At 55.4% G+C, this 23,970-nt stretch carries 14 protein-coding genes; 9 read left to right on the forward strand and 5 right to left on the reverse strand.

Annotation, left to right across the window (positions count from 1 at the left end; all coding sequences use genetic code 11):
* Window positions 1-52: 52 nt before the first annotated feature.
* Window positions 53-4,837: an NACHT domain-containing protein gene (locus CPJ18_RS23155; protein WP_146258716.1), complete on the reverse strand. Its 4,785-nt coding sequence runs from the start codon at window positions 4,835-4,837 to the stop codon at window positions 53-55.
* A gap of 661 nt (window positions 4,838-5,498) precedes the next feature.
* On the opposite strand from CPJ18_RS23155, the gene CPJ18_RS23160 reads away from it, so the two are divergent.
* Window positions 5,499-10,439 carry a glycosyltransferase gene (locus tag CPJ18_RS23160; protein ID WP_103660162.1) on the forward strand — a complete coding sequence of 1,647 codons (4,941 nt, stop codon included), beginning with the start codon at window positions 5,499-5,501 and terminating at the stop codon, window positions 10,437-10,439.
* A gap of 343 nt (window positions 10,440-10,782) precedes the next feature.
* On the opposite strand, the gene CPJ18_RS23170 is transcribed toward CPJ18_RS23160, so the two are convergent.
* A complete protein-coding gene (locus tag CPJ18_RS23170; protein ID WP_146258717.1) occupies window positions 10,783-11,004 on the reverse strand; it encodes a hypothetical protein in 222 nt (73 codons plus the stop codon).
* Window positions 11,005-11,243: 239 nt separating this feature from the next.
* Here CPJ18_RS23170 and CPJ18_RS23175 point away from each other — a divergent pair, with 239 nt between their 5' ends.
* Both CPJ18_RS23175 and CPJ18_RS23180 read left to right on the forward strand, forming a co-directional pair.
* Window positions 11,244-12,464: a HEPN/Toprim-associated domain-containing protein gene (locus tag CPJ18_RS23175; RefSeq protein ID WP_103660165.1), complete on the forward strand. Its 1,221-nt coding sequence runs from the start codon at window positions 11,244-11,246 to the stop codon at window positions 12,462-12,464.
* Between the two features lie 14 nt (window positions 12,465-12,478).
* Window positions 12,479-13,057: a hypothetical protein gene (locus CPJ18_RS23180; protein WP_103660166.1), complete on the forward strand. Its 579-nt coding sequence runs from the start codon at window positions 12,479-12,481 to the stop codon at window positions 13,055-13,057.
* 162 nt (window positions 13,058-13,219) lie between these two features.
* Here the strand turns inward: CPJ18_RS23180 and CPJ18_RS23185 are convergent, their stop codons facing one another.
* Window positions 13,220-14,323 carry a DUF4365 domain-containing protein gene (locus CPJ18_RS23185; protein ID WP_103660167.1) on the reverse strand — a complete coding sequence of 368 codons (1,104 nt, stop codon included), beginning with the start codon at window positions 14,321-14,323 and terminating at the stop codon, window positions 13,220-13,222.
* A gap of 281 nt (window positions 14,324-14,604) precedes the next feature.
* On the opposite strand from CPJ18_RS23185, the gene CPJ18_RS23190 reads away from it, so the two are divergent.
* Genes CPJ18_RS23190 through CPJ18_RS23200 form a run of 3 tightly spaced genes read left to right on the forward strand, consistent with a single transcriptional unit; the run spans window position 14,605 to window position 19,399 of the window.
* A complete protein-coding gene (locus tag CPJ18_RS23190) occupies window positions 14,605-16,746 on the forward strand; it encodes an ATP-dependent nuclease (protein ID WP_245445471.1) in 2,142 nt (713 codons plus the stop codon).
* Entirely contained in the window at window positions 16,743-18,482 is a 1,740-nt protein-coding gene (locus CPJ18_RS23195; protein ID WP_103660169.1) for a UvrD-helicase domain-containing protein, read from the forward strand. Before CPJ18_RS23190 ends, CPJ18_RS23195 begins: the two co-directional genes overlap by 4 nt.
* Window positions 18,483-18,520: 38 nt before the next feature.
* Window positions 18,521-19,399 (forward strand): hypothetical protein, encoded by an 879-nt coding sequence (locus tag CPJ18_RS23200; protein ID WP_146258718.1) that lies wholly within the window; start codon window positions 18,521-18,523, stop codon window positions 19,397-19,399.
* Window positions 19,400-19,409: 10 nt separating this feature from the next.
* Here the strand turns inward: CPJ18_RS23200 and CPJ18_RS23205 are convergent, their stop codons facing one another.
* On the reverse strand, window positions 19,410-19,970 hold the full coding sequence (locus tag CPJ18_RS23205; protein WP_103660171.1) for a hypothetical protein: 561 nt from the start codon (window positions 19,968-19,970) through the stop codon (window positions 19,410-19,412).
* A 212-nt stretch (window positions 19,971-20,182) separates the two neighbouring features.
* On the opposite strand from CPJ18_RS23205, the gene CPJ18_RS23210 reads away from it, so the two are divergent.
* From CPJ18_RS23210 to CPJ18_RS23225, 3 genes are all read left to right on the forward strand, one after another.
* The gene (locus tag CPJ18_RS23210) at window positions 20,183-20,401 is read left to right on the forward strand and encodes a hypothetical protein (protein ID WP_103660172.1); all 219 of its coding nucleotides are present in this window, start codon (window positions 20,183-20,185) and stop codon (window positions 20,399-20,401) included.
* A 325-nt stretch (window positions 20,402-20,726) separates the two neighbouring features.
* Complete coding sequence (locus tag CPJ18_RS23220; protein ID WP_103660174.1) at window positions 20,727-21,563, forward strand: hypothetical protein; 837 nt, start codon at window positions 20,727-20,729, stop codon at window positions 21,561-21,563.
* Window positions 21,560-22,612, forward strand: a complete 1,053-nt coding sequence (locus tag CPJ18_RS23225; protein ID WP_103660175.1) for a hypothetical protein — start codon at window positions 21,560-21,562, stop codon at window positions 22,610-22,612. The genes CPJ18_RS23220 and CPJ18_RS23225 overlap by 4 nt, the downstream gene beginning before the upstream one ends.
* 46 nt (window positions 22,613-22,658) lie before the next feature.
* Here the strand turns inward: CPJ18_RS23225 and CPJ18_RS23230 are convergent, their stop codons facing one another.
* Window positions 22,659-23,840: an RHE_PE00001 family protein gene (locus tag CPJ18_RS23230; protein WP_103660176.1), complete on the reverse strand. Its 1,182-nt coding sequence runs from the start codon at window positions 23,838-23,840 to the stop codon at window positions 22,659-22,661.
* Between the last annotated feature and the right edge of the window lie 130 nt (window positions 23,841-23,970).

Here is a 23,970-nt window from a genome sequence, read left to right on the forward strand (position 1 = left end):
GAACTCGTGATCGAAAACAATTTATCTATAAAGCAATGACTTAGCTATACATTCAGAGTGCTCTCGTCCGCACAATATCCGTTAGCAGATGTGCGAAGGAATTTGTTTCATCGCGCATAATGTCAAGCACAGCAAGCGGTGGCCCGTCGCGTCCATATTCCTCCACCATTTTGTCGTAACAAATAATATGGCCAGTCGGATCAAGACGGCCAGCTGCCACTAGTGCCATGGCGCTTGCGGCGAAAGCCTTGGCACTGAGCGGGCTTTGGAGGCTCCGATTTAAGATGGCGGCAGCCTGCTCGTCGCGCGAAAGCCTTTCGACAATTGCCTTCGTCATCGCCTCCTGTCCCTGGTGACCTGGATAGACATCCCGCTCCGACATTGCGTGTACGACTCTACAAAACTCAGCGGAATCATCAAGATATGCAGATAGAACCACAGCACTAAGCCAGTCGCGGTATTCTTTTCCAATATCAATTATCGCAATCTGGCGTTCCCTGAGCATCGGATCTCCTGGGGCAATGATCGCGAGTGGAATCGCGCGGACTACCTCGTTGTCCTCTCTGAATAAACGCCGGATCTTTTCGATGGAGTCGTCTGTGCGGAACTGATCACGTAGAATTTCTGCAGCGGCCACGACGTTGATGGGAGGGTAATTGCGGTAACGCCCGGAATTTTCCAAGATGTCCCACACATGTCGAGATAGAATATCATTTCCTGGATAAAGGTCAGCAAGTGCCTTCAGGGAAGAAGGGCCGAGGCTCTCGGCGGTCCGACACCATTCGAAAAAATCCTGACTAGCGCACGGGTTGCTAGCGACGTATGGCGAAAGCGCATGCCAAGCGACCTCATCACCATTTGCCGATGAGAGTTTATCAACGAAACTCGGACCAAGCGATGACCTCAACTCCTCCCAACGACCTACAATCAAGCTACAGAGCGCGGCACTGGTCCCCCCACCGACGAGTGAAGATAAAAGGATCCTTCTGCGGCCGAGTTTGACGTCAAGAAGCTTCTCCGGCGCTCCTTGTATCAACAGTCCCGCGAATGTAGCTGCTCGCTGATCTTCAAACATGATATCGGGCCGTTCGAGTTCTGTCACTAGCCTCGGTATGAGTTGATCTGAAAGGCCTTCAGCGCGGCCTAAGGTATGATAGTCGATCGATAGTTGAACCTTGAGCGGGAAATCAACTTCATCCCTGTAAGTCTTTAGGATCTTATGAAACGATGGATGACGATCGGCACCCAGTGCGGCTGCGCTACCAATGACGGCGCGTACCTCCACTGGTGCGCAGTGAGCTATAGACAGAATGTGCTCTCGAATGGCGGGATCCTTTGGAAATGCGCGGGCAAGTAACGACAAAGGGGGATCAGGGAATTCAAGGCGTCTTCTTGCGGCCGCTTCGACCAGCGGATGATCTTTGAAAACGAGGTAAAGCAAAACCGGCTCGCGTGCGGGAAGCGGAACTTCACCGGCGGCGTTCATGACGATCCGCGTCGCCTCGTCATCGCTTCCGTCACAGCCGAGATCCGCCAGTGCATGCACGATGAGATCGATACGGGAAGTGCTGCATTCCTTTGCAATCCTTAACAACCTCGTTCGAGCATCCTCGGCGTTGTCATAGAGCTCTGGCAACAACGCAACGAGCATGCCAAGCCGATCGTCGGCCCACTCAAGGACCTCTTTCTTGAGTGACAAAACAGCGGGGTCTGTCGACCAACCCCTAAGCAGCGGCAGAAGGTTCCAATAGGGTGCGAATGTCTCTGAACCGCGAACCATTTCAATAGCGTGGTCGCGCAGTCGTTCGTCCTTCACATTTGCAACGATTGGCCAGAAATCTTTGCCTTTATGGAGAAGATTGCCACTGAGTACGACGCAGATTGTCGCCTCCCGAATATCTGAATCCGCTTCGCAAAATGGGACCAATGCGTCCCACTCCTGTCCGAACAAAAGCGGAAAAGGGTGGTCTTTTTGAAGTTGGTCAAGTATCCATGACTTGATATTGGGTCTACCCGGAACCGTGCGCATCAGGTAGAAAGCAGCGAAGGCTCTGTCGAGCATATCCTCCGGAAGCCCGTTAAGGCTCGCGAGTGCTAGATCTACGACAATATCATCATCTTTCCAGCCTTCAAAGAGCGCGTCGCGCGCGATCTCTTGATCCCGGAAATCAAGCATTGACGAAGAGGCGACCAGTTTCAGGCAGCTCGCGCGGTCGGATTCGGTATGTCGCCTGCGCCGAACCTTCGACCATATCGCAACGGCTTCTAGCAACGGGCTTCCGCTGTTCATCGACTTTTCGATCAGATTGGAGAAGTCGACCTCCTCCCATCCTATTACGAGCGCCATGATGGCTGACGCAGCGACTTCTATATTTGAAGTGCTACCAGCTAGCTTTTCGAGTTCCTGTTTCCTTGCAGGATCTCCGCCGAAACGGCGGGCGATTGCCATCGCGGCCGCGCGTGCGCCCGAGCGGTCCTCGTCACAGAGGCCGCCGGCGAGAGCATCGAAGGTTTCGTCGTCTGCATCCCATGTTGCCATCGCCTGATAGGTTTCCGCGGTGTAGGAGACACGGCGCGGCGCCCATCTTGCGATCCGGCGCTCGACTAAGGGTGATAATGTTGGATCACTCAGTCCATTTACGACGATTCGGGCGAGTTCCGCCTTCTCAGACCCCGTTGCCACACCCTCGATGGTTCTGAATGCCCCCTTAGCCAGCCGGATTGCTGTGTGTGGCCTCATTGGCGAAGGGCTGAATGTTATCTCTGCCAGCAATTGCCGCCGATTAGCACTTCCGATCGGATCCAGATCAGCGGATTCGATGGCCGCAACAATATCATCAATTTCGTTTGCCCTATCGTTTATGGCGACGACGTTTCTGAGGACATTCTTCCATCTCGGATTTCCTGTCTCAGATCGTATGAAATCGAGTAGGTTCGAGAATGGCCAGCTCTGGATATGAAGCGCCGAAAGGAACTCTTCCAAGCTGGCATGAGCGAAGCCGATTTCGCCCGGGCCCTTTTCCACGATAAGACCAACCGTCTCCGCATTGACAGCAAGTAGCTCGTCGGTTGCAGTCTCCGCCTTTATCGGGTCAAGCCCAGCTTGATCAACAAGATAGTTTTGCACTGTATTTCGGGCATCGTTATAGGCGTATCCAGCATCACTGCCATTCTTGCGAGACGCAAAGGCCAGCGCCGCCAATGCGCCCTGTCGTAACCGAAGCGAGGGGGATGCCTGAAACCTTGGGCGAACATCTCCCGCCGCAGTTGCGCGAGTGGCAGGATGGATCTCCAGCAGGAGCTCAATCAAGGAACGGAGAGCTTCTGATCGATTTCTAGGCAGAGCGACCCTTCGAAGGGCCAGAAAGAGCAACCCTACAAATAGCAACGGTGTCTGGGCGAGTTCGCCGAGAGCAGGTTCCGAGCGGAGTTCGTTCAGAAAGCGGTCTGCCTGCCACTGCAACAGTGATGGATTGCCCTCATTCTCGTGCTCTCGCTCGCCCTTCACATGTGAGAACCAACTGGAAGCAAGCTGCCTCTGCTGAATGGCCGATAGAGGCGCCAACTGGCCGGTCTTCCAGGTTTGGGGCAAAGAGCCAATTTTCCGCAGACCGTGTGGGCGTCCGGAGGCAACCGTAGGCACCTGATGGACTTGCACGAAAGCCAAGAAGCTCTGCAATGCTGTGCGTGCTGCCTGTTCGTCCGCCCACTCATCCAGGCCATCAACAATAAGGAGAACCCTGTTCTCTTCGATTGCCCTATTGATCATATCCACTAAACTGGCAGTCAGGAGCGGCTGAAGTGATGCTGCGATCACATCTTTCAGCCCGATCTCGTCGCCTCTGACCGAGGTAAGCCGGGCCCATTTGGAGAACGACACGAGGACCGGGAGCCGCTCACCCCATCGCGCTGCGGCCTTGGCGAATATCGACTGCGAGCCAAGCAAATCCAAGGCAAGCGCCCGCAACAGCGTGCTCTTGCCTGCGCCTGCGTCAGCAACGATCGCTATATGTTCGCCATCTGCTAACCAATCGGCCGCCGCCATGCGTCGGACTTCTTCACGGACAGCGGGAGCTTTTTCTCGTGATCTCATTTCATTAACGCTCGGCGACGACGCGGAATAGTTATTACCCATTGGTACAGCCACACGCTCACGCATGTAGACGTCTGCCATCGTAAAACGGTCAAGCAACGGTACCGACCGATGGTCGTACTGCTGACCACTGAAATCAGCGGCTACCATTCCTGGGTCCAGGTCGCTGAAACGAGCGGTATAGAGGCGGTAGAGCTGATCCCGCACACGCGCGAACTCTTCGCCATCCAAGCGGGTCATTAGCCGAGTGTCGGCAAGTTCACCATAGAAGACCGAGTACCAGTTTCTCCCGAAAAAAGAGAGAACAAGGTCTTGGTGGGGCCGGATTTTCTCGACAAGGCTGTCACCGCCTAGCACCAAAAGCGAAATTCCTTTCGCTCGCAGGATGGCAGTCTGCATCTCTATCTCGTCTTGCACTGCGGTGTCGTCGAGATTAGCCTGAACGGCGATCATCAGGGTCTCGGTCCGCTCAACCCAATCACCCGCCAGAAAGATATTCACGGCCTTCGCGAGTTGCGTCGGTCCGAATGCCTTGTAGCGTTTCGCTTGCCACACGACATATCGTAGATCGGGAAGCCTCGCAAAGATGTCGATACCTTCCTGTTGCTGCCCTTGTCGTCCATAGCGAGCGACGTGATCAAAGGATCCTTCCCTCATAGCAAGACGGTAGCAGAGACGTTCGAAGTTCTCCCAAGAAAGTCCGCCGAACGGCAGAGACATCTGGGTGGTCTCAACGGGCGGCAAGGGGAAACTTCCGCTAGGCGGCGCGGTCAAGGATGTTTGGAAAAGCCCGTGCGTCTCTTTAGAGATGACAGTAAACTCCCTCTTGTACACCTAGTCGAGGCAACACTTACGACAATAGGATCGAAATTGGATGTGCGTATACCCGCCTATTTGAAGGCCGGATCTGACCCAGATACTCTGTTTCTAGCCTTCCGTACCGCCTAGCCGATAGATCGTCTAGTTTCAAGATTTGTTGAGGAACTCCTCGAGTGGGATAGTCTTTCCGGTCGGCGTCCTTGCATCTCTGCCAGCCGTTTATTGTGTCAGCGTACAGGTTTGCAGATCAAGCCCAACATATCGCGGAGAGGGGTGGCAATCAGGTTCGGCGTATCGCCAGCGTGTTTGGATCCGGCTTTGCGATCACACTTGTTACGACTATCTTGGTGCCAAGATTCTTCGGGTTCTGTTCCAGTCTAGCTTTATCTCATGGGCTGATCGATTGCCCGCAACCCGTAGCGGGCCCTGAGAAAATCCTCAATCTCACCGCCCCTAACGCACACGAGCCGTTGGCGTGAGGAACCTCTCGTAACCAAATCCTTGAGTTGGCCGTGCATTACGAGATCCATGGGTCTATTAGTCGAATCGGAATAGTACCTACGTTGAGCAAGTTTGGGGCGGGGAAATGGCAATCGCAAAGCATTACGGTCAAGCGGTATTCAACTGGGTCCGTCGCTGGATGCCGATAGACTGGACCACTTCCTGGCTGTCGGCGCGGCGGGGAGGTCATGTCGCGTTCGATGCCGGCCAGACGGTTGAGCTACGCAATGTTACGGATATCGATTGTCTGGTTCTGCTTGGCGAACCGGGACTCGGCAAGACAAACGAAATCGACCGCTGGGCATCGCACCTGCGTGACGACGGCATGGCGGTGGACCTGCTTCACGGGCGGGCGCCGGATTTTGCCGCCGCACTCGATGGACTGCTTTCCTCACCCCATCACGCTGCCTGGTCGGGTGATCGGAAGCCCTGGCATATCCTTGTCGATGGCCTGGACGAAATCGCTCCTTCAAAAGAAGTAGCAACTCTGTTGGCGGGATTTCTGGACCGTCTTTTCGAGACACATCGGGAAACCGGCCGTTTGCGGTTTATCGTTACTTGCCGGACATCGGGCTGGAGCGAGGATTTCGATCGTCTTTTCGAAGATCGCTGGCCCTCTGAAACCCTTCGCAAGCTTGCTCTCGTACCGCTCGATCGCCCGGCGATAGAGCAAGCCATAGCGCAAGTCGAGGAAGATGAGCAAAAACGGATAGATTTGGCGGAGAGACTTCTTGCGCCGCAGCTGCGGACGCTTGCTGGCCTGCCGATCTTTCTTAAGCTCCTTCTGGCTCGGTATCGCACAGGCGCTGTTGCGCCTCAACAACCGGGCGACCTCCTCCCCTATGCCATAGAAGGGGTACTCGCCAATGCGCCCGAAGAAGATTTCGAAAAGCTTATGCGGGTTGTTGGCCGAATGGCCGCAGCCTGCCTTTTTTCGGGTCACCCGCGACTGAGCTTGCCAGGGGCAAGGTCTCTCAGTGACGCCTTGCCGGTATCTAATATCGCCGGAGGAACCGAACCGGCCGCGAGCGGCCCCTTCGTGGTGACGCCGGCGATGATGGCGCGCTGCCTCCACACCGGTCTGTTCACCGAGCTTGAGCCAGACGTGTTCGAATGGTCGCACCGGATCCTGAGCGACTTTCTTGCGGCTCGCTACTTGGTCGATCATCAGCTTTCAGCCGAGCAGATCTTTTCGATGGTGGCGGTCAAGGAGGTCGCCGGACCAGGTGGCATCCCGCTCCAGCTGCTTGAAATGGCGGGTTGGGTCGCTTCTTTGTCACCCACCTTTTTTGATCTTTTGCTCGAACGCCAGCCGGAAGTGCTGTTGCGGGCGCAGGCGACGACGCTCGATGCCAGCCAACAGTCACGTCTTGCCAGCGCGCTCCTTCAGCGCATTGGAAACGACGATCTTCTCGAGCAGTATCACCAGCTCCAGCCGTTGCTCGCACGGCTCGACCATCCCGGCCTCGCAGAACAACTACGTCCCGTTATCGCCAATGACGAGGCCACGCCGTTCAAACGGCGTGCCGCCATCGACATGGCTGTTGCATCCGGGTCGGTTGAGCTTGCCGATACGCTGATCGACGTTGCGCTCGATACTACTCGGGACGCGATCCTACGTCACCTTGCGTTGCGGGCAGGCGTGAAACTCGACTGCCCCTTTGCCAGACTGCGATTGAAGCCGCTTTTGGCGAGCGAGCTGCAAGGAGATGACGAGGATCGGCTTAGGGGTGCGCTGCTCGACCTCTACTGGCCAGACGAATTGAGTTTCCGTGAACTGCTTGGCGCGCTGAGCGTCCCGAGAAAGCTCAATTTCATTGGACCCTATCAGCTCTTTCTCCACAGATTTGTCCCGCCCGATCTAACATCGGAGATGGCGGCGGACGCTCTGATCTGGCTGCGCGAGCGTATCGATGTCGATCAACGCGATCATGGCCAACTTCTGGGGGTAATGCAGGGGATTTTTTCGGCCGTAGCGAGGCAGACTGCCGACGTGAATGTCAGGCAGCTGCTAGCCGAGCTTGTCAACGACGTCGGCCACGAACTTGGCCAGATAACGGTTCGCCAAAGCAATGTTTCCCTGAACTGGCCACAAACCCCAGATGCGCGCGCCGACCTGGTGCAGGCGATAATGGAGAAGTCGCTCGATCCGTTACGCGCTATTACTGTCATTTCGGTGGTCTTACCCGGACTGGTCGTCTCAGAGGATCTGGAAACGCTCCTTACGCGATTGCCGCATGTCGGCGCGCGGATCTGCGACGCATGGACGCAGATCATCGTTGATCTGGCACAGAATATCCCGCTCGACAGCCTGACATCAGTCTGGCAGATGGCTTCGCGAATTCCGCAACTCGCTGCGTTGCTTTCCCAGAGATACGCGGTCGTTATTCGCTCGCCCGCCGCTGATCGGATGCGGCAAAAGTGGGTTAGCGACGAAGAAAAACGTAAGCGCATTGGCCGCGTGGAGGAGGCCAAAACGCGCTGGCAAGAGAACGTGACGTCTCTCCTCGACAGGATTGAAGGGGGCGAAGCGGGACTTTGGTGGGAACTCAATCTCCAGCTCTTCTACGATCCCGTCCTGGGTTATGACGAGCAATTCGAATTCACTGCAGATCTGACACGCACTCCAGGATGGAAAGCGCTCGGCGCTAACGACCATGACCGTATCCTGCGTACAGCAGAGCTTTACCTGAACGCCGCACCGCTCACAGATTCAAGCTGGCTGGGCACAAATACCAGCCACCGTCCTGCCAATGCCGGACTGAGAGCTCTGGCCCTCCTCTATCGGCGCAGGCACGAGGTACTGGACCGATTGCCAATGGAGACTTGGGAAGCCTGGGCGCCGGCAATCATCGGCTTTCTGAGCAACGATTTTGACGACGACGGCGATGCGCAGCGTGAACTTCTCGTTGAAAGCTACCGTGCGGCCCCCTCCGCGATCCATGATGCGATCACACAGATAGCACTCGGCGAGCATTCTAAAGGACTGAGTAAGCGGGTATTCGACCTGCTCGGCAGCCTTTTTGATGCCTCCTTGGCCGATCTTCTTGAGCGCTTGCGCGAAGTGGACGGGTTGAAAGGAGAAACAGCGCGCGCCGATATATCGGCGTTTCTTGTCCGTCATGACGAGGCGCGCGCCGTTGATCGCGTGCGCAAGGCGCTTTCGGCTACGGAGCAACAAACGCTGCCCTCGTCGCCGGGGGGGCAGGAGGCAATTGGTGCTGCGATCGAAATGTGCATTAGACGTCCCGGTGCACACTGGAACATGCTTCTTGAGCTACGCCATTCGAACTCCGCAATGGCCAGAGCGATATGGATCGGATTGGCCGAAGAGGTTTCCTTCGACCGGACGCTACATCTGGAAGAACTGAGTGAATACGAACTTGCTCAGACCTACATAGATCTCGCGGCTCTGCTTCCCGATCAGCCGCCGGAGACCTCGGGCGCCCGGCTGCTTGATGTCCGGGACCATGTTGCGCAGCTGAGCGCCACCGTCATTGGCAGGCTCGTGCATCTCGGTACAAATTCCGCACTTGAGCAGCTATACCGGATCCAGCGTGCGCTGCCCGCATTGGCCGACAAGCTGCGCTGGTCGATCGGGGCAGCGCGACAGAATCTACGCAGCAAGGCGGGCAAGCGCGAAGATGCCGCCGAGATCTTGGCCCGGATCGCCGACATGAGCATCGCGTTGGCTGGATCGGAACCGCATCCGTCGTCCGGGTCGCCACCGGATGTGGACCAGGCAATACCCATTCCCGCGGGGATCGATGTTCGAGCACGTTTTGCGGAACCATCCGAAAAGCTGGATCTGGCGAGCCGCCGCAACATACTCCTGGTGGCGACAGAGTGGTCCTCGACCCATGGCGGAATTTCGACCCTGAACCGCGAATTGTGTATCGCGCTTGCGACCATCGGGCACCGGATCCAGTGCCTGGTCGTCGATGCCAGCGATGTGGATAAAAATGATGCCATCGGTCGCTCGGTCAGGCTTGTCCGCACCAGGCAATCCGCAGGCATTACCGGGCGCGAACAACTGCTTTTGTGCGAACGGGACGATCTGGAAACCACGCCTGACATCGTCATAGGCCATGATCACGTAACGGGATCTTATGCCCGAGCGATCGCCACCCGATTCGGCGCTAAATATGTTCACATGCTTCACACCATTCCGCAGGAAAACGAAGCCCTCAAGGATGCACGCGACGGAATTGATCGCCCTATTCTGGGTGGAGAAGCGAAACTCGCGGAACAAGTCGCGCTGGCAAGGGCGGCCGATTTGATAGTTGCTATTGGGCCAAGGATCGAAGATCACTTTCTCACCGAGGTTTACGATCCCCCAGAGGTCGTGATGATGGTCCCGGGGTTGAACAGCGAACTTCTGTCGATGCAGCTCAGCCCTAGCGGACGTCGAATGAACCTGTGTCTCATGTCGGGCCGGATGGAAGACGCTAGTCTCAAGGGCGGGCGCTTGGCCTGTGATGTTGTCAAGCATGTGGCACAATCGCGGACTTGGCCGTCGGGACTTACCCCGAAGCTTTCGATCCGGGGTTTCAGCAAGCAAAAGGCAGACGAGGAGTTCGATCGGATCGGGTTTCGCAAGGACTACGCACAGTTCGTGCTTTGCCGTTCCTATTCGACCGACCCACTTGAACTGCGCAAGGACTATGAAAAGTCTGCCTTGATCGTTATGCCGTCCGTTGCCGAGGGTTTCGGATTGACCGGTCTCGAAGCAATTGCCGCTGGTGTGCCGGTGGTGCTCTCCTCGGAAAGCGGGCTTGCCCACTATCTGCTTAAGCCGGAGCTTAACGGGGGCCTCGATCAGGCGCTTGTCGAACCGTCTATTGCAACAGTGACGCGCGGGGAAAGTGAAAACATCAAAGCCTGGGCCGAGAAAGTCGATGCCATCCTCTCTGATCATGTGGCGGCGGTCGAGCGGGCGGCGAAACTCCGCGATGCGCTCAGGGCGCGCCTCAGCTGGGATGTTGTCGCACGAAAATTCACGAAGGATTTGGGACGCCTGCGGTAGATAGAGGCTCAGCGGTTTGAGGTTTGATCGATGTTTTCGTGTCATAAGAAAGATGCGTTCGTGGCGATCACGGTCGGCAAAAGGATTGGGAATCGGCGCAATGCTGCTCTTGAACGTTATCGTCATTAAGAGATGGTCCAAAGCAACGGTTTGCTTGCTCTTGACAAGATTCGACCCCGCGACCCCGATGTTTCCATCAACCCCGCTTATCGTTATCAATACTTTAAAGATCCGAACGGCGAAATCCCTCAATGCCTCAAGTTCCGTTTGAAGAGATGCGAACTTATCACTGACGACGTTGAAGCATTTCGCCTTTCGATTGATTGAGTGGTTACTTTTTCGGTTATGCCGACCGCAGCCCCTCCATGGTCGCCCTGAAAATTCCAAGCGTCTCAAACATCTTCAGTATCTCTTCCATCGACCGGGCATCCTCGTACACGATCGTCTCCGCCATACTCTCATTCAAGACCTCTTGGATATCTTCGATGCTCCGAGGAATGACGGATGACTTCGATAGAGGACCTTGCAGCGCTCGCCACAACGCCTCGATCTTCTCCGGCTCCATCTTCACCCTCATCCCCTTATCGGCGTCTTATCACGGATCCAATTGCTCACGTTTAGCTTTCGGCATTCCGTCGTCTTTAATGCTGACGCAATAGTCTTTGCGATTGTGTGAAGTAGTTTAGACACAGGTAAAACCTCCCATTGTTGCGATTACCTAGGAGATAATTGGTCGACGAGATGCAAGGGACAAATGGCCGACGAAAATGATATGCCGAAGGAATCAATCGAGATCAGGATGAGATGAGCGAGCGCGATTTCTACACAGACGACAAGGCTTTCCGCGATCTTGAATACAACTGGGAAGGCGCGTCCAAACTGTGCTTTACGGACTCCGACCTCTATCAGCGCCCGATCAAGGACGCCCACCCCGTCGTAAAAGCAAAGGCCCTCGAATGGTATTCAGACCAGGAGAAAGTCATCAGCTACTTCTGCGCACCTGCCGCCAAAGTTCGCCGCCGTATGGAGGTGCAGGGCTACACTGCTGAACGATGCAGAGCTTTGTGGGAACGAGAATTCGCTCACCATATAGCTCGTGCGGAGGAATTAGTCGCTAACGGCGACTACCCAGACTTCGCCAAAGAGATTGCTGAGCAGAAGGGCCTCACCTTTGAAACCTGGGAGGCGAAGCAGGCTGCTGCAGGGGTTGACGAATTCTTCCGTTTCAACGGGGTCCACATTTTCAACTTCGCAGACAGTTTCGCTGCGTTGGCACTTTACGTCGATGTTTATAAGCCGGAAATGATCTGGACAGAATTCACTGAAAGCTTCGACTATGACCCCGGACTTTCGATCCGAGAAAACATTGATGCTCTCCCTGTCGATTACGAATACGACTTTATCGAAGCCTCAGGGAACGTCCTAATTTTGACGGAAGGGACCTCCGACACGAAGATACTCTCGAGAGCAATCCGGGCGATGTATCCGGAGTTTGCCGATATGTATGAGTTCATCGACTTCGAGGAATTCAAGATTGAGGGCGGAGTCTCGGCCGTAACCAAGATGATCAAGGCATTTGCCGGCGTTCGGCTGACACAGAAGACTATCGGGCTTTTCGACAATGACGCCGCTGGATGGGAGCAGAAAAATCTCCTCGACCGGATGACCAATCTGCCTCCTTCGATCCGGATAATGGTTCTCCCTGACGTTGAGGTCGGGAACGACTATCCGACGCTCGGCCCCGAAGGTCTTAGGAACATGGACATCAACGGTTCAGCTTGTTCCATCGAACTTTTCCTGGGCCGTGAAGCCATTTCAGATGAGCGCGGCAACCTACGGCCTGTTCGATGGACGGCATGGAATAAGACAGCTGCCAGATATCAAGGCGAGCTTGAAAACAAGAACGCGGCTACACAACATTTCCTCGATGCCGTGAAGGCTGGGGGCAACCCTGGGAGCTTGCGGGCTCAGTTCCCGGAGATGGATGCCCTTTTGAACTATATATTCCAGGCTTTTCACGGTTGAAGGAGGCGAGTTGAATGAACTGGGTTAGGTTTAGCTATCTGAATGCCGTCAGGAGTATTGAGCGCGCCTACCGTGAAAGCATCAAGGCCTTTGAAGCTGAAGGAGCGACATCGGAACAGCGCTGGCAGCGGCTGCGGTCGGAGCCTAACTTCGACGCAGATGATGAAGAGACCCGATACCAAGCTGAACACCTTGGCGAGATCGCGCTCCAGTCGGAGCAATCGATCAAAGCCGTTCGCGAAGCGTTCGCGCTGATCCTTTACCACTACTGGGAGCATCAAGCCTGCTTCCATCTAAGCATAATGCGTTACAATCAGGACAAGGTCTTCGACAGGGCCTCCGATTTCTTCAAAATCGACAAGGTCGGGATAGATCGGTTACGCCAGATTGTGAATGTCCTCAAACATGGGAATGTCGAGCTTGTCGGAAATGAGCCAGAGCTATTCGACCCGTCCCTTATACCCCAGAACCCACCCAACGTATGTGAGGTTGGGCCAGAAGCATTTCATTATCGAAGTGCATTTCGCCTCTCTGCCGCTGACCTCGACGCAGCGTTCGTAGCCATTAAAGCCTCAGGTCCGTCTGGTGAATAACCCTAGCATACTGGCAATGGATGAAACCATCCGAGACATTCACCGGGACGCTCGTCGGTCAGCATATCGACACCCGACATTGATGTGAAAACAGAGTGCGATGGAGAGAGTTTCGGGTCTGCCGTCCGTATCGGTCGATTTATCGCCCCACGGCTATATCATTTAAACATCGCGCGCGTGCCATGGCGCGACGCTAATCATATGCGGTTCGGTTTCCACCGACATCACCTCGGCTTCCACGAGCACTTGCAGGGTCGTGGCCCATCGCTCCCCGGTCTCGTTCAAATCGACAGCGAGGCGATGTTCGATCATCTCGCCCCCGCCCATGTCACCGTAGGAATACCTTTCGTTGCCAAGATCAAGTAGGCACTCTCCATCGAATTCTTCGTCATCCAGCTCGTCGCCGGTAGAGGTGTCGGTGACGGAGAAACTCTCGTGCCACACTTGGAAGGGGATTCCGTCGAAGTCTTCGTCCGTTTCAGACCACCTGACCGGCATTGCCTCGAGCGCCGGGTTGAAGGCCAGGTAGGGGAAAGCCGAGGATAAATCACCCATAGAGAATTGCCAGTGGGTCCGAAATGGCTCCCATTCTCCCTCCGGAGATTTGCTCTCGAAATACACTTCGGTCCGCATCTTCGACATCCATTTGATGACTATCAGACGAGCACTCCGTCCTTCCTCTCTGCAGTTATTCAGCCAATGAACCACAGAGGAATCGCGAAGGAAGCGAGCAATGCCCGTCTCCTCCTCACGTCGCAAAGTGCTCCTAAGAACGGGGACGAGGTTGCGGTCCAGCACAATTCGGAAGAAATGCTCGTCGAGAACATTCCTCTTGTCGACCTTTACGCGCACCGTTTTCTGATCAAGGCGAAGTATCTCCTCACCGTAGTTGCGCTCCACCCATTTCTGCAGATCAATAGCGAGGAAAAGATCGGCGCTTTCCACATAGACAGCAAGATACGTTGGCTGGATATTGAGGTACCAGAACCTCAAATGGGCGACGTCGAGGTCAAGGACGACCTCTCCCGACTTCTGATAGTCGGCAAGGGCCAATGTGCCGGCCATGATTCCTTTCATCTGAAACCAGATCAATGCAGGGGTGACGATTTTGCCGTCACCAGCTTGGTTTGTGCGCGTCAACTGCAGACCAATGTCCCTGCCAGCACGATCGCGTTCATACTCGACAAACAAGCCATGCGGAGCTGCCAGCGCCCGGAATTTGCCCATGTAGTTATTCTCGAAATCATCGCGAGCGCCAATCTTCACGCCGGTCCCCTTGCTCTCTACCGTCAGGCATCAAGGGAACAACCATAACTTGTTCAATGTCCAAAGTCTCAAACATAGAATTTTCGAGGTTGCCAAACTCCAGAAGTGACTTCGTATCTGCCATCGCCGTTCTTCGTGGGTCACAAGGCGTCGCTCGCAGTTGGCAATCGCACGTTGCCGATCGGCCGGCCCTAAGCATCGCATTGTTTCAGACATGGTCGATGACCTGAATAAAACACGGCCAATACGCAAGCAAAACCGAGTGCAACCACAGAACAAGGGTGAAAGACAAAATTCGTTCGTGGATTGCGAACGTGGGATGTCGAGGATCTCTGTTTGATCGGCTACAGTCTTGGCATTTGGGGGATTCGATGTACTTAAGAAAAATAAAGCTCGCAAATTTCCGTTCGTTTCAGGAGACGGAGATTGAGCTTCAAAAAGACCTCACGGTTTTCGTTGGCGAAAATAACGGCGGCAAAAGTAACGCAATCGATGCGATACGGCTTTTGACGATACCGCTTGGTGGCCGCCGCGAGATATACTGCGAAGGAACCGATATTCGCTTTCAAAGCACGCGGCCGGACTTCGAGATCGTCGGCGAGTTCGAGGAACTGTCCACCGGCCAGCAAGGCCGTCTAATCTCAGCGGCTACGGACGTCTCTCTTACGCGCGCCGCGTTCGGACTGAACTTCTCAGCGGACCGCCTTGGCGCTAGGCCAACGTTATGGGCGGGAAAAGATGGCAACACGCCCGAGCCGGGTTGTCATGAGATGATACGCCACGTCTATCTTCCCACCCTAAGAGATGCGAAGCGATCGCTCGCGTCCGGAAACCCGACCCGGATCATGGCTCTCCTCACGCATTTTCTCGATGGGTCGTCGCCAGCGGAACTGGCAAAGGATCTGGCGCGCACTCAATCGCACGATGTGCTTCAAAAGGTTGATGGTGCGGTCGACAAGGGACTGCAAGCCCTGACTTCCGGCGTGCGGCGGCAAACCGCTTCTCTTGGGTTTGCATCGGATGAAGCACTGGTCGACATCGCTCGCGACCTTCGCTTTAAACTCGCTGATCACGGCGTGGATCCGGAAGATCTGCGGTATTCAGGACATGGTTATGCTAACTTGCTGTTCATGGCGACCATTGCGGTGGAACTCGAAAAGGTTCGGACGGCCGATCTAACCCTTTTTCTGGTGGAGGAGCCGGAAGCACACCTGCACCCTCAGCTACAGGCTGCCGTCCTGTCGTTTCTTCGCGATCAGGCTGCCCATTCTAGGTCGTCTCCTCCTGATGATGGATCCTTGGCCGGAGAGCTTCAAGTTGTCGTCGCGACACACTCACCAAACCTATCGGCGTGGGTGGCCAACGAGAGACTGGTCTTGTTCAAGTCAGTCGCAGTGCCAGTACCTCCCTCGGATAGTGAAAAAGCGGAGCCCGAGCCACAGCTGGCCGACGCGGCTGTAATCGAGAGCAGTGCGGCATCCGAGACGTCCTCCCCTGGCGAGTTGAAGGAAGGTGTTGTCGACGCGACAATGACGGCCGCAGCGATGCGCAGATCGACGCGCGTCATTCCGCTTTGCCAACTTCCCCTTGACGACGGTGAACGCCGGAAAATCGATCGTTATCTCGACGTCACCAAGGCTGCCCTCCTGTTCGGTGGTCGCGTGCTTCTCGTAGAAGGTATTGCGGAGGCTTTGTTGCTTCCCATTGTCGCGAAACACCACACGTTGAAAAGTCACCCGGAAAAGCTGCGGCTATTCATGTCGACTGTCTTCGTGCCCATCGACGGTGTCGATTTTGCTCCGTACATAAAGTTGCTGCTGACATCGATCAACGACGCACGCATAGCCGATCGACTTGTTGTTATGACCGACGGCGACAGAGCGGTCGACGAGGATAAAGATGAAGAAGACGACGGCGCTGCGCAGGACGAGATAAACGAGAGCGCGGGTGTCGGTCCATCACCTATATCGGAAGACAACGGTGAAAGCGCCTTAGTCCGAGAAGAGGTCGCGCAAGCGCTCAAGAGGGAGGAGGATGAAGGTGACACCCAGGCGAAAACCGTCGATCCCGTTATACCTGGAGAGCGGCGGAAGAAAGAATTCGATGATCTGGCGACGTCGCTTGGAGGCATTGATCACTTCAGGGCGATAACCAGCATCTACTCCCTGGAAACCGAACTGATCGAGGCTGGAAACGTCGACATTCTCCGAAACGTGTACCTCGATCTTCATCCAAGGTCGCGGCGAAAGTGGGATAAGGCTGTCGCATTGTCGGGCGACGCGCGAGCAAAGGCGATCCACAAAATTTTCAAGACGACCCGGAAAGGCGATTTTGCCCAGATGCTGGCCAAGCGAATTGAGGATGGCGAGGCGTTCAAGGTTCCGGCTTACATTGGCGACGCGATTGAGGCCGTGGTCTCGTGAACCAGAAATCTTTCACACCGACTGAAGAACAGAGGATTATTATCAACCATACCGGGTCGGCGTTCATCACCGCCTGCCCTGGGGCGGGAAAAACACGCACGCTCGTCGAGCGCGCGAGGACAGTACTGCAAGACGGGGAACATCGCCGCGGTGTTGCATTTCTCTCATTTACAAACGCGGCGGTCGAGGAGCTCGAAGCCCGCCTCAGAGGCTTACGCGTCCTGCCAGCGCCGCTCTTCCCAAGCTTCCTCGGAACATTCGATCGCTTTCTCTGGCAGTTCTTCATTCAACCGTTCGGTATTCCGGGCATCGCCGTTTTACCCCGTCTCGTTCCAGACAAATCCGACTGGGAAATAGTGCCGTTCCCAAATGCTCAACCACTCGCTTTTCGCCTCTTCGATAGACAGACCGGAGACGCCGATGAAGACTCGTTGAAAGAAGCGGGTTTCGATGTTGAGACACGCAACATAAACGCATGGGAAACCGCTGCGATCCGCACCCAGAAAAATGCTCTGAGCAAGGGGATGATCGACTTTGACGATGTGCGTTGGATCGTGTCACAGCGCTTGGGAGATAGCAGTTTTCGAGAGCGCGTAGGAAAGGCGCTGGCCGCCCGCTTTTTCGAGGTAATTGTCGACGAGGCTCAGGACTGCAATCCCGCGGATCTTGACATAGTCGCATGGTTGAGGACGGCCGGAATCGCGATCAAAGTCATCTGCGATCCGCACCAATCGATCTACCAGTTTCGGGGCGGCGTCGCAGATGAGCTGATAAAATTTGCGAAGACGTTTCCTGATGATCAGCAGCTATCGATGACCGGAAATTTTAGATCATCGCCCGCGATCTGCGCAGCAGTCGTGGCCCTCAAGCCACCTGGGGGCGTGGCAACAGTCGACAAGCCGCTTGGCCCGCACAAACATGACAGCACGCCGGTTCACATCCTGTCCTACCCGGGTACGAAAGTCACGTCGGCGATAGGCGCAGCATATCAGAAGATAGTCGAGGAGTACGAAATCCCATTAGAGGTCACACCGTTAATCGCCTCGACACGACCAACCGGAAATAATGCCATCGGGCAACCGACCGTTGGCCGAACCAAGGAAATGACGTTGCTTCTAGCAGAGGCGGCGATGCAATATCATTTTGCTTTTGCGTCAGGAAACCGCAAGGAGGCGCTCGTCAATCTGCATCGAACCGTACTGTACGTCCAAGAAAAGATCCCATCGCTCGGCAGCTATCACGCCCACGTCGCCGAGACGAACCTTGACGATGGTCGGTGGCGTCCTGCACTTATTGCGATAGCAAACGGCCTGGTTGTGCGCGAAGGCGAAACAGCGGAGGACTGGCTCGCGCGCGCGCGATCCGTCCTCAGCACCGGTCTCGTCGGCACGCGGAAAATTGGCCAGAGATTGAGGAGGCATAACAACCTCGAGACAGTCCTTTCTCAGCCGCCTCTCCGATCATCTCCAGCGAGAACAATCCATTCGGTAAAGGGTATGGAGTTTCCAGGGGTTTGCGTGGTTATGACCACTCAGACAAGTGGTGGAATCCTCGACTTTCTTAAGGGAAGTCCGGCCGCGAAATGGGAAGAAGATGCTCGAAAAATTTACGTTGCGGCCTCTCGCGCTGAACGGCTTCTCGTGATCGCCATTCCGCATAGCCGTGTAGTGCGTTTAAAAGCTTTGCTCGAAAAACACGGCTGTAGCGTGGACGTGACAGAACTGGCGAGGGATTGATGAATTACCAATGGTCTACATGCGAGCGGACGGGGTTGATGTTACCTGGGAACGAGGATCGCGAGATAGCCGAAGATCCCTTACTCCGTGGCAACGTCCCAAGAGACGTTTTCTGTTATCCGCGCGTAAATTCCTGGCGGAAGACAATCTGGTCACTCCTTGGCGATGTGATCACCCACGACGTCAAACTCGCATTCAAGGAAGCGCCCCCAGAGTTTGTCGTATCGGATGACCTAAGCTGGCTGGACGACCTGATTTTTGGAGTGACGGGAGAGCTCGGGGACATTAAAGAGCTTACCGCTCAGCGCCTCCGGCAGAAATTCCGCTTTTTTCGCGCGGCCCACGGTACCCGAACGAATGATTTGGCTCAGTTCTATAACAACGGCCTGCGCTTTCTCCGCTCTGATGAAGTCGAAGATCGAGCAAGATCCCTTTTTCTGAACGGCAAACTCAGATTCGCGACTGAGGAACGACTGCAGCTCGCTATCAACGAGATAGACGCCCGAAAAGTGACGGGTGGCCGGGAGGGCCGGCTATATTTTTGCGCTGACGAGCGCAATCTAATTACCAGCTCTGGCAGCTCGGGCCACTATCTCGTCTATGGAAGTGAATATCTCTACTGCCTCGGCATAGGTCTAGGCAACAGCTCAGAAATAAAGCGAATTCTGAAAGAGATCGGACGTCCGACATTGTTCATTTGTGACGTCCCAATGTCTCAGGTCAGAGATTACACACTACAAGAGTTTGCAGGCTTGATCCTAGAGATTCTGTTCTGCGAGCTGGTGGACGAATTGCAGCCTTATGCACTCAGCCCCGGGGCGGGAAGCGGTTTCAGCCTATCAAGCGATCTGTCTCCGGATTGCATAGTAGGCCATTACCACCCTGACACGGTGCACGATCCGCTTTGGTCGGCTTAACCGCCTTCGGCTATCCATGCGCCAGATCGTTGCGGAGGCGATTCAAGGCCGGCTGCTGTCGGCCGATTAGTCTGTCAACAATGGAACCACCAGTTCGCAGAACGAGCGAGATCTGGCCGTCGGTTAAACCATCGTCCATCACCATGTATTTTAGCATCTGGGCCAATGTCACCTTCTCGGAAAATGCCGAGCCGGCTAGTGCTGCCTCTGATCGCCTCTTGCTCAGTATCGAACCTTTGTAAACCTCAGTTAAAGCCGATTCCAGCGCGGTCCATCCGACGAGTTCACCTGCCTTGAACAGATCTGCATCAATCCAAGCTAAAAGATGAAGCTTGAGCGCCCGATTAAACTTTGCAGTTACGATTCTGGGGACAGCCTTATGAAGGGAAAAGGACAGGAACATCGTCCGCCATTCCCAGTAGTCGTCAAAACTCACGAAGCCGCCTGGGTTTCCCGCAATCGGCCAAGCAATAGACCTTACACCGGGGAAGGCCCCGGCTGCGATATCAACCCTTTCGTACGGATCTTCTTCCACGGCACCTTGCAGATCAAATTCCCTATCTTCATCCATGGAATGAACTTTCTCAGCAAGTGCAGAGGTAACTGGGAACAACCAGCTTACTCTCCAATGGACAGACGCAAATCACAGGCAGAGCTACACCTGTTAATAGTTGTGGATTCATCGTCGCCATTTAACAAGCTCGACATGATCAGGGTTTGAGCTAGAACCACACTCGTGGCCTATTGTCACCTGGGTGTTTAAACGGAGCGGGACTCAGCGTGATGAGTGAGATCAACTATAATCATCGACACAAAGCATCCGGGACCATGATTTCCGGCAGCTCCGACGGCTATCTGACGGTAAAGGACATCCAAGACGCGATCGCGCATCTGCCTGATGACGCCGAAGTGATATTTGGCACCTGCGAACATGGTGATCCATTACGGTTCGGCAGATTTAAAATGAGGGGAGATAATCTCCTCCAGATCGAGTTCAGCTAATGCGAGAACCACCGTCCATCATCAAAGCGATAAATGCTTTGAAGGCAGCGAGTTTCGACGAGCCCATAACACGCATCCCATTTATCAGCGCGGATATGGCAGAGCGTCTCGTGGCGAAGGGTTATGCGGCGCGGACACCTTGGTCAAAAGATGCGAGTGTGGGGTGCTACCGCCTAACCAAAGCAGGCTTCGCCGCGTTGGAAGAGAAGCTTCGGCCAGCGCCGAGGCTCACAACATTGACGCCGAGGTTGGCGACATTGCCGCCCCGTCTGAGAACACTCGACGACGATTAGGTGATGAGAGTGCAAATTTAATCGGGGGCAGCATGGAACAGATTGAATATCTCTATGACGACGTGGCTGCTGCGAAATCGTTCGTTCTCTCACTCAAACTAAAAGTCATACGCGAACGCTTCTCCTCCTTGCAGGATTGGAACCCCGATAATTGCGTCCTAGCGATGGTCCGCGGGAGGCCAGTCGCGCTTGCTGACTGTAACCGAACGGAGGACGGCTTGGGCGCAATTTGCGGGCTGATTTCACGTCCCGGCTTCGGTGGATATGCCGTCTGTGCCCTGTCGGCTTTGAAGCGCCGTACACGACTTCAACATTGGGCTGCAGGGATTCGTGAACCCAACCCAGCAGTGCTCGGGATTGCGCGCCGTTTCCTTGACGAATTATATGATCAGGGGGCTTGGGAAATTGCGAACGAGCTAATGCTTGTGCATGGCCCGCTCGGTCATTTGAGGCCGACGCCGCTCGTTATTTCAACCTTTCACCTCAAGCACCTGGGCCTTCCTCCGATTGGGACCTGGAGTTCATCAACCAAACGCCATCTACTGGAAGCTGCCCGAGCGCCGGGGACCGTGAATCTAGTCTCACCGTCGGGTGATGGTTTGGGGCCGTTGTTGATGACCTTCGCTTTCGAAATTGCCGACACACCAGGCAGAGCGAGGCTTGGTATGACGCGCACTATGATGTTCATGATGATGGCTATGCACGGCATAACCGTCCCGGAAAAACTAATGCGTAAGTTCATGATTCCCTCCGCTCCACGGGATTTCCAGCAGAGCGTCGATAAAGCCCTCTCGTTATTGGATGATTCAGGGCCGTCGCTGTTCTCGCCACAGAAAATGGACATGAGGATCGCGAGGAGAAATCTGTGAACGAAGAAGGGCGCTCTGAACCTCCTAAGAAGCAGAAGGCCTTTGACCTGCTTGCATCAGTGGCGATTTTTGCACGGCGTAACAGAATCAAACTTAGCGATCCTTCATTGATCGATCGCTTCATGGCAGACGCCACACCGCGTCTACGGGAGGCACTGGCCGATCCAGCATTGATTCACGGCTCGAGGGTGGAGCGCCTTTTTGAAGCGACGTTGCTGAGCCTCGGACAATTCAAGCTCGTGAAGACCGAGGATGTCGGTCGCGTACATTCCGCGAAGTCTTTGCGCGCTCCAGACTTCCGCATTGTGCTGGATGATGGCGAGCAATGGCTTGTCGAGGTCAAAAACGTGCGGAGCAAGGCCCCCCATAGACAAGAGCTGAAGATGTCTAGGAATTACCTTGCGTCAGTCCAGGACTACGCAGATGCAGTCGGAGCACCACTGAAGCTCGCGATCTACTGGTCGGCCTGGCGATTCTGGTCCGTGATCTCGGTCGACCAATTTCGGACCCCCACGGGCGGGCTGCGGGTCTCAATGCAGCAAGCGATGCTCGCAAGCGAGTTCGCGCGGCTCGGCGAGAAAATGATCATGACAAAGCCGCCTTTGCGCCTCGTCCTCGGCGCAGCCACCGATATGCCACGCTCCGTTAGTGACGAAGGCCTGGCCAACTTCATGATCGAATCGGCGAAGATTTATAGTCGGGATATCGAGTTGACGGATTCGAAAGATCTCAAACTCGCCCAAGTCCTACTTCTCTATGGCGAATGGGAAGTTGATGGGCCATTGGCACTTTTCGAAGATGGACAGTTTACAGGCGTCGAGTTTGTAGCAACACCTGTAGAACCCACTGATCAGGGCTGGGAGGGCATCGGCATGGCGAGCCGGATCTTTAGCGGATTTTACGCTGACCAGACGATCGAGGGCGATCAAGTAATCCAGCTCGATGGAGAGCCCGCGCCTGAATGGTTTACGCCTCTATCCAACTGGGACTTCAAGAGTAGCAAGTTACCGTTGCTTCTTGGAATAATCCAACCTCCGAACAGCCGCTAATTTGAGTGGCTGTCCGGTCTTGCAAGAGCAAGGCGACGACGATTAGTTAAAAGGCGCCCCACGCCCGAAACCTCCCCCTCCCCGTCATCTCGCGCAAGCCCAGTTCCTCGACGATCCGCAGCCCCGCCCGCGGCGTAACGCCCAGTTCCCTGGCGATCATCCCGGCCGACACCAATGGTCTTGCCATCACCAGATCGACCATCTGCGGAAGTTTGGACGACGTCCGCTTCCCGACCAGTTTTCGTTGCATCATCGTGCGTGCCAGCGCCAGCCGATCATGTTCTTTCAGGCCAAGCTCTGCGGCCGCCAGCAAACCATGAGCAATGGCCAGCAGTCGCGTTTCCCGGTCGCGATGACGACGGCGATCGACAGGAATGGTTTTCAGGCCAAGGCTGATGGCCGCCAGATGAGCGCCTGATGTGACGCCGGCCTGACGCAGGATCGAGGCGGCTAGCAGCCGCCCAAGCCAGGGTCCGTGCTGCAGCACCTCCAATTCATTCCAGGCATCGAGGGCGACGATCGCCTGCAACACCGGCGGCAAATTTTCGGACTGCCGCACGACACCGTGCCATTCGTCGAGCCGCTGATCCTCATCCCAGTCGAGATCATAGATCATCGGATTTTTTTCGGCCGGACGGCTAGCCGTCGCACGGTTGCCGACGGCGCGTGCAGGTCGCGTGGCATCCTCGATGGCGGCCTTGGAGCGGGCGAGCAAAGCGTCGATGGCGGCGAACTCTTCCGCAAGCGTGCTCGCACCGTCATCCTCGTTGCCCTCCCCTGCTCCGTTGGCAATGTCGGGCAGCGCGTCGTCGGCGGTCGCGACGGATCTATCATCACTTAAAGATGCTGCAGGCAACGCCTGCCCCGGCCATGTCCGGGCCTGCCGGAGGCTGCGCAGGCCTTCGGTTGACAGCGCCCAGCCCGGCAGCTGTGAGGCAATTCGCCGGCGCGTGCGCAAGATATCGCGAGCAATGGTCAGCTCGTGGGTCGGGGTGCGAATATCCTTTGTGGCGTCGTGGAGGACGAGGTCTTCGAGATGGACAAGTTCGCCGTCGATCCACAAAGAGGCGCAGGCGTCAGTGAAATGCGAGCGTCCGACAAAACCCTCGCCGACCGGAGAACGGGCGATGCGCTCATCAAGGCGCGACAGGGCGGACGCCGCGTCCGAAATCGGCCGCAGCAGGCTTTGGATGGGTAATTTGGCAAGATCGTAAGACATTGAAAACATGGTAAATGATTTGCTAAACGGACACCAGTGGATAGTTTGTGTCCGTCACTTCGTGGTTTTGTAGGTTGGCCTTGTAACCATCGATAAGTACCAATTATCGATGGTGATCAGACTCTCTGGTTGACCACAT

The sequence above is a fragment of the Agrobacterium rosae genome (genome assembly GCF_002915175.1).
In the GTDB taxonomy this organism is placed as follows: Bacteria; Pseudomonadota; Alphaproteobacteria; order Rhizobiales; family Rhizobiaceae; genus Agrobacterium; species Agrobacterium rosae.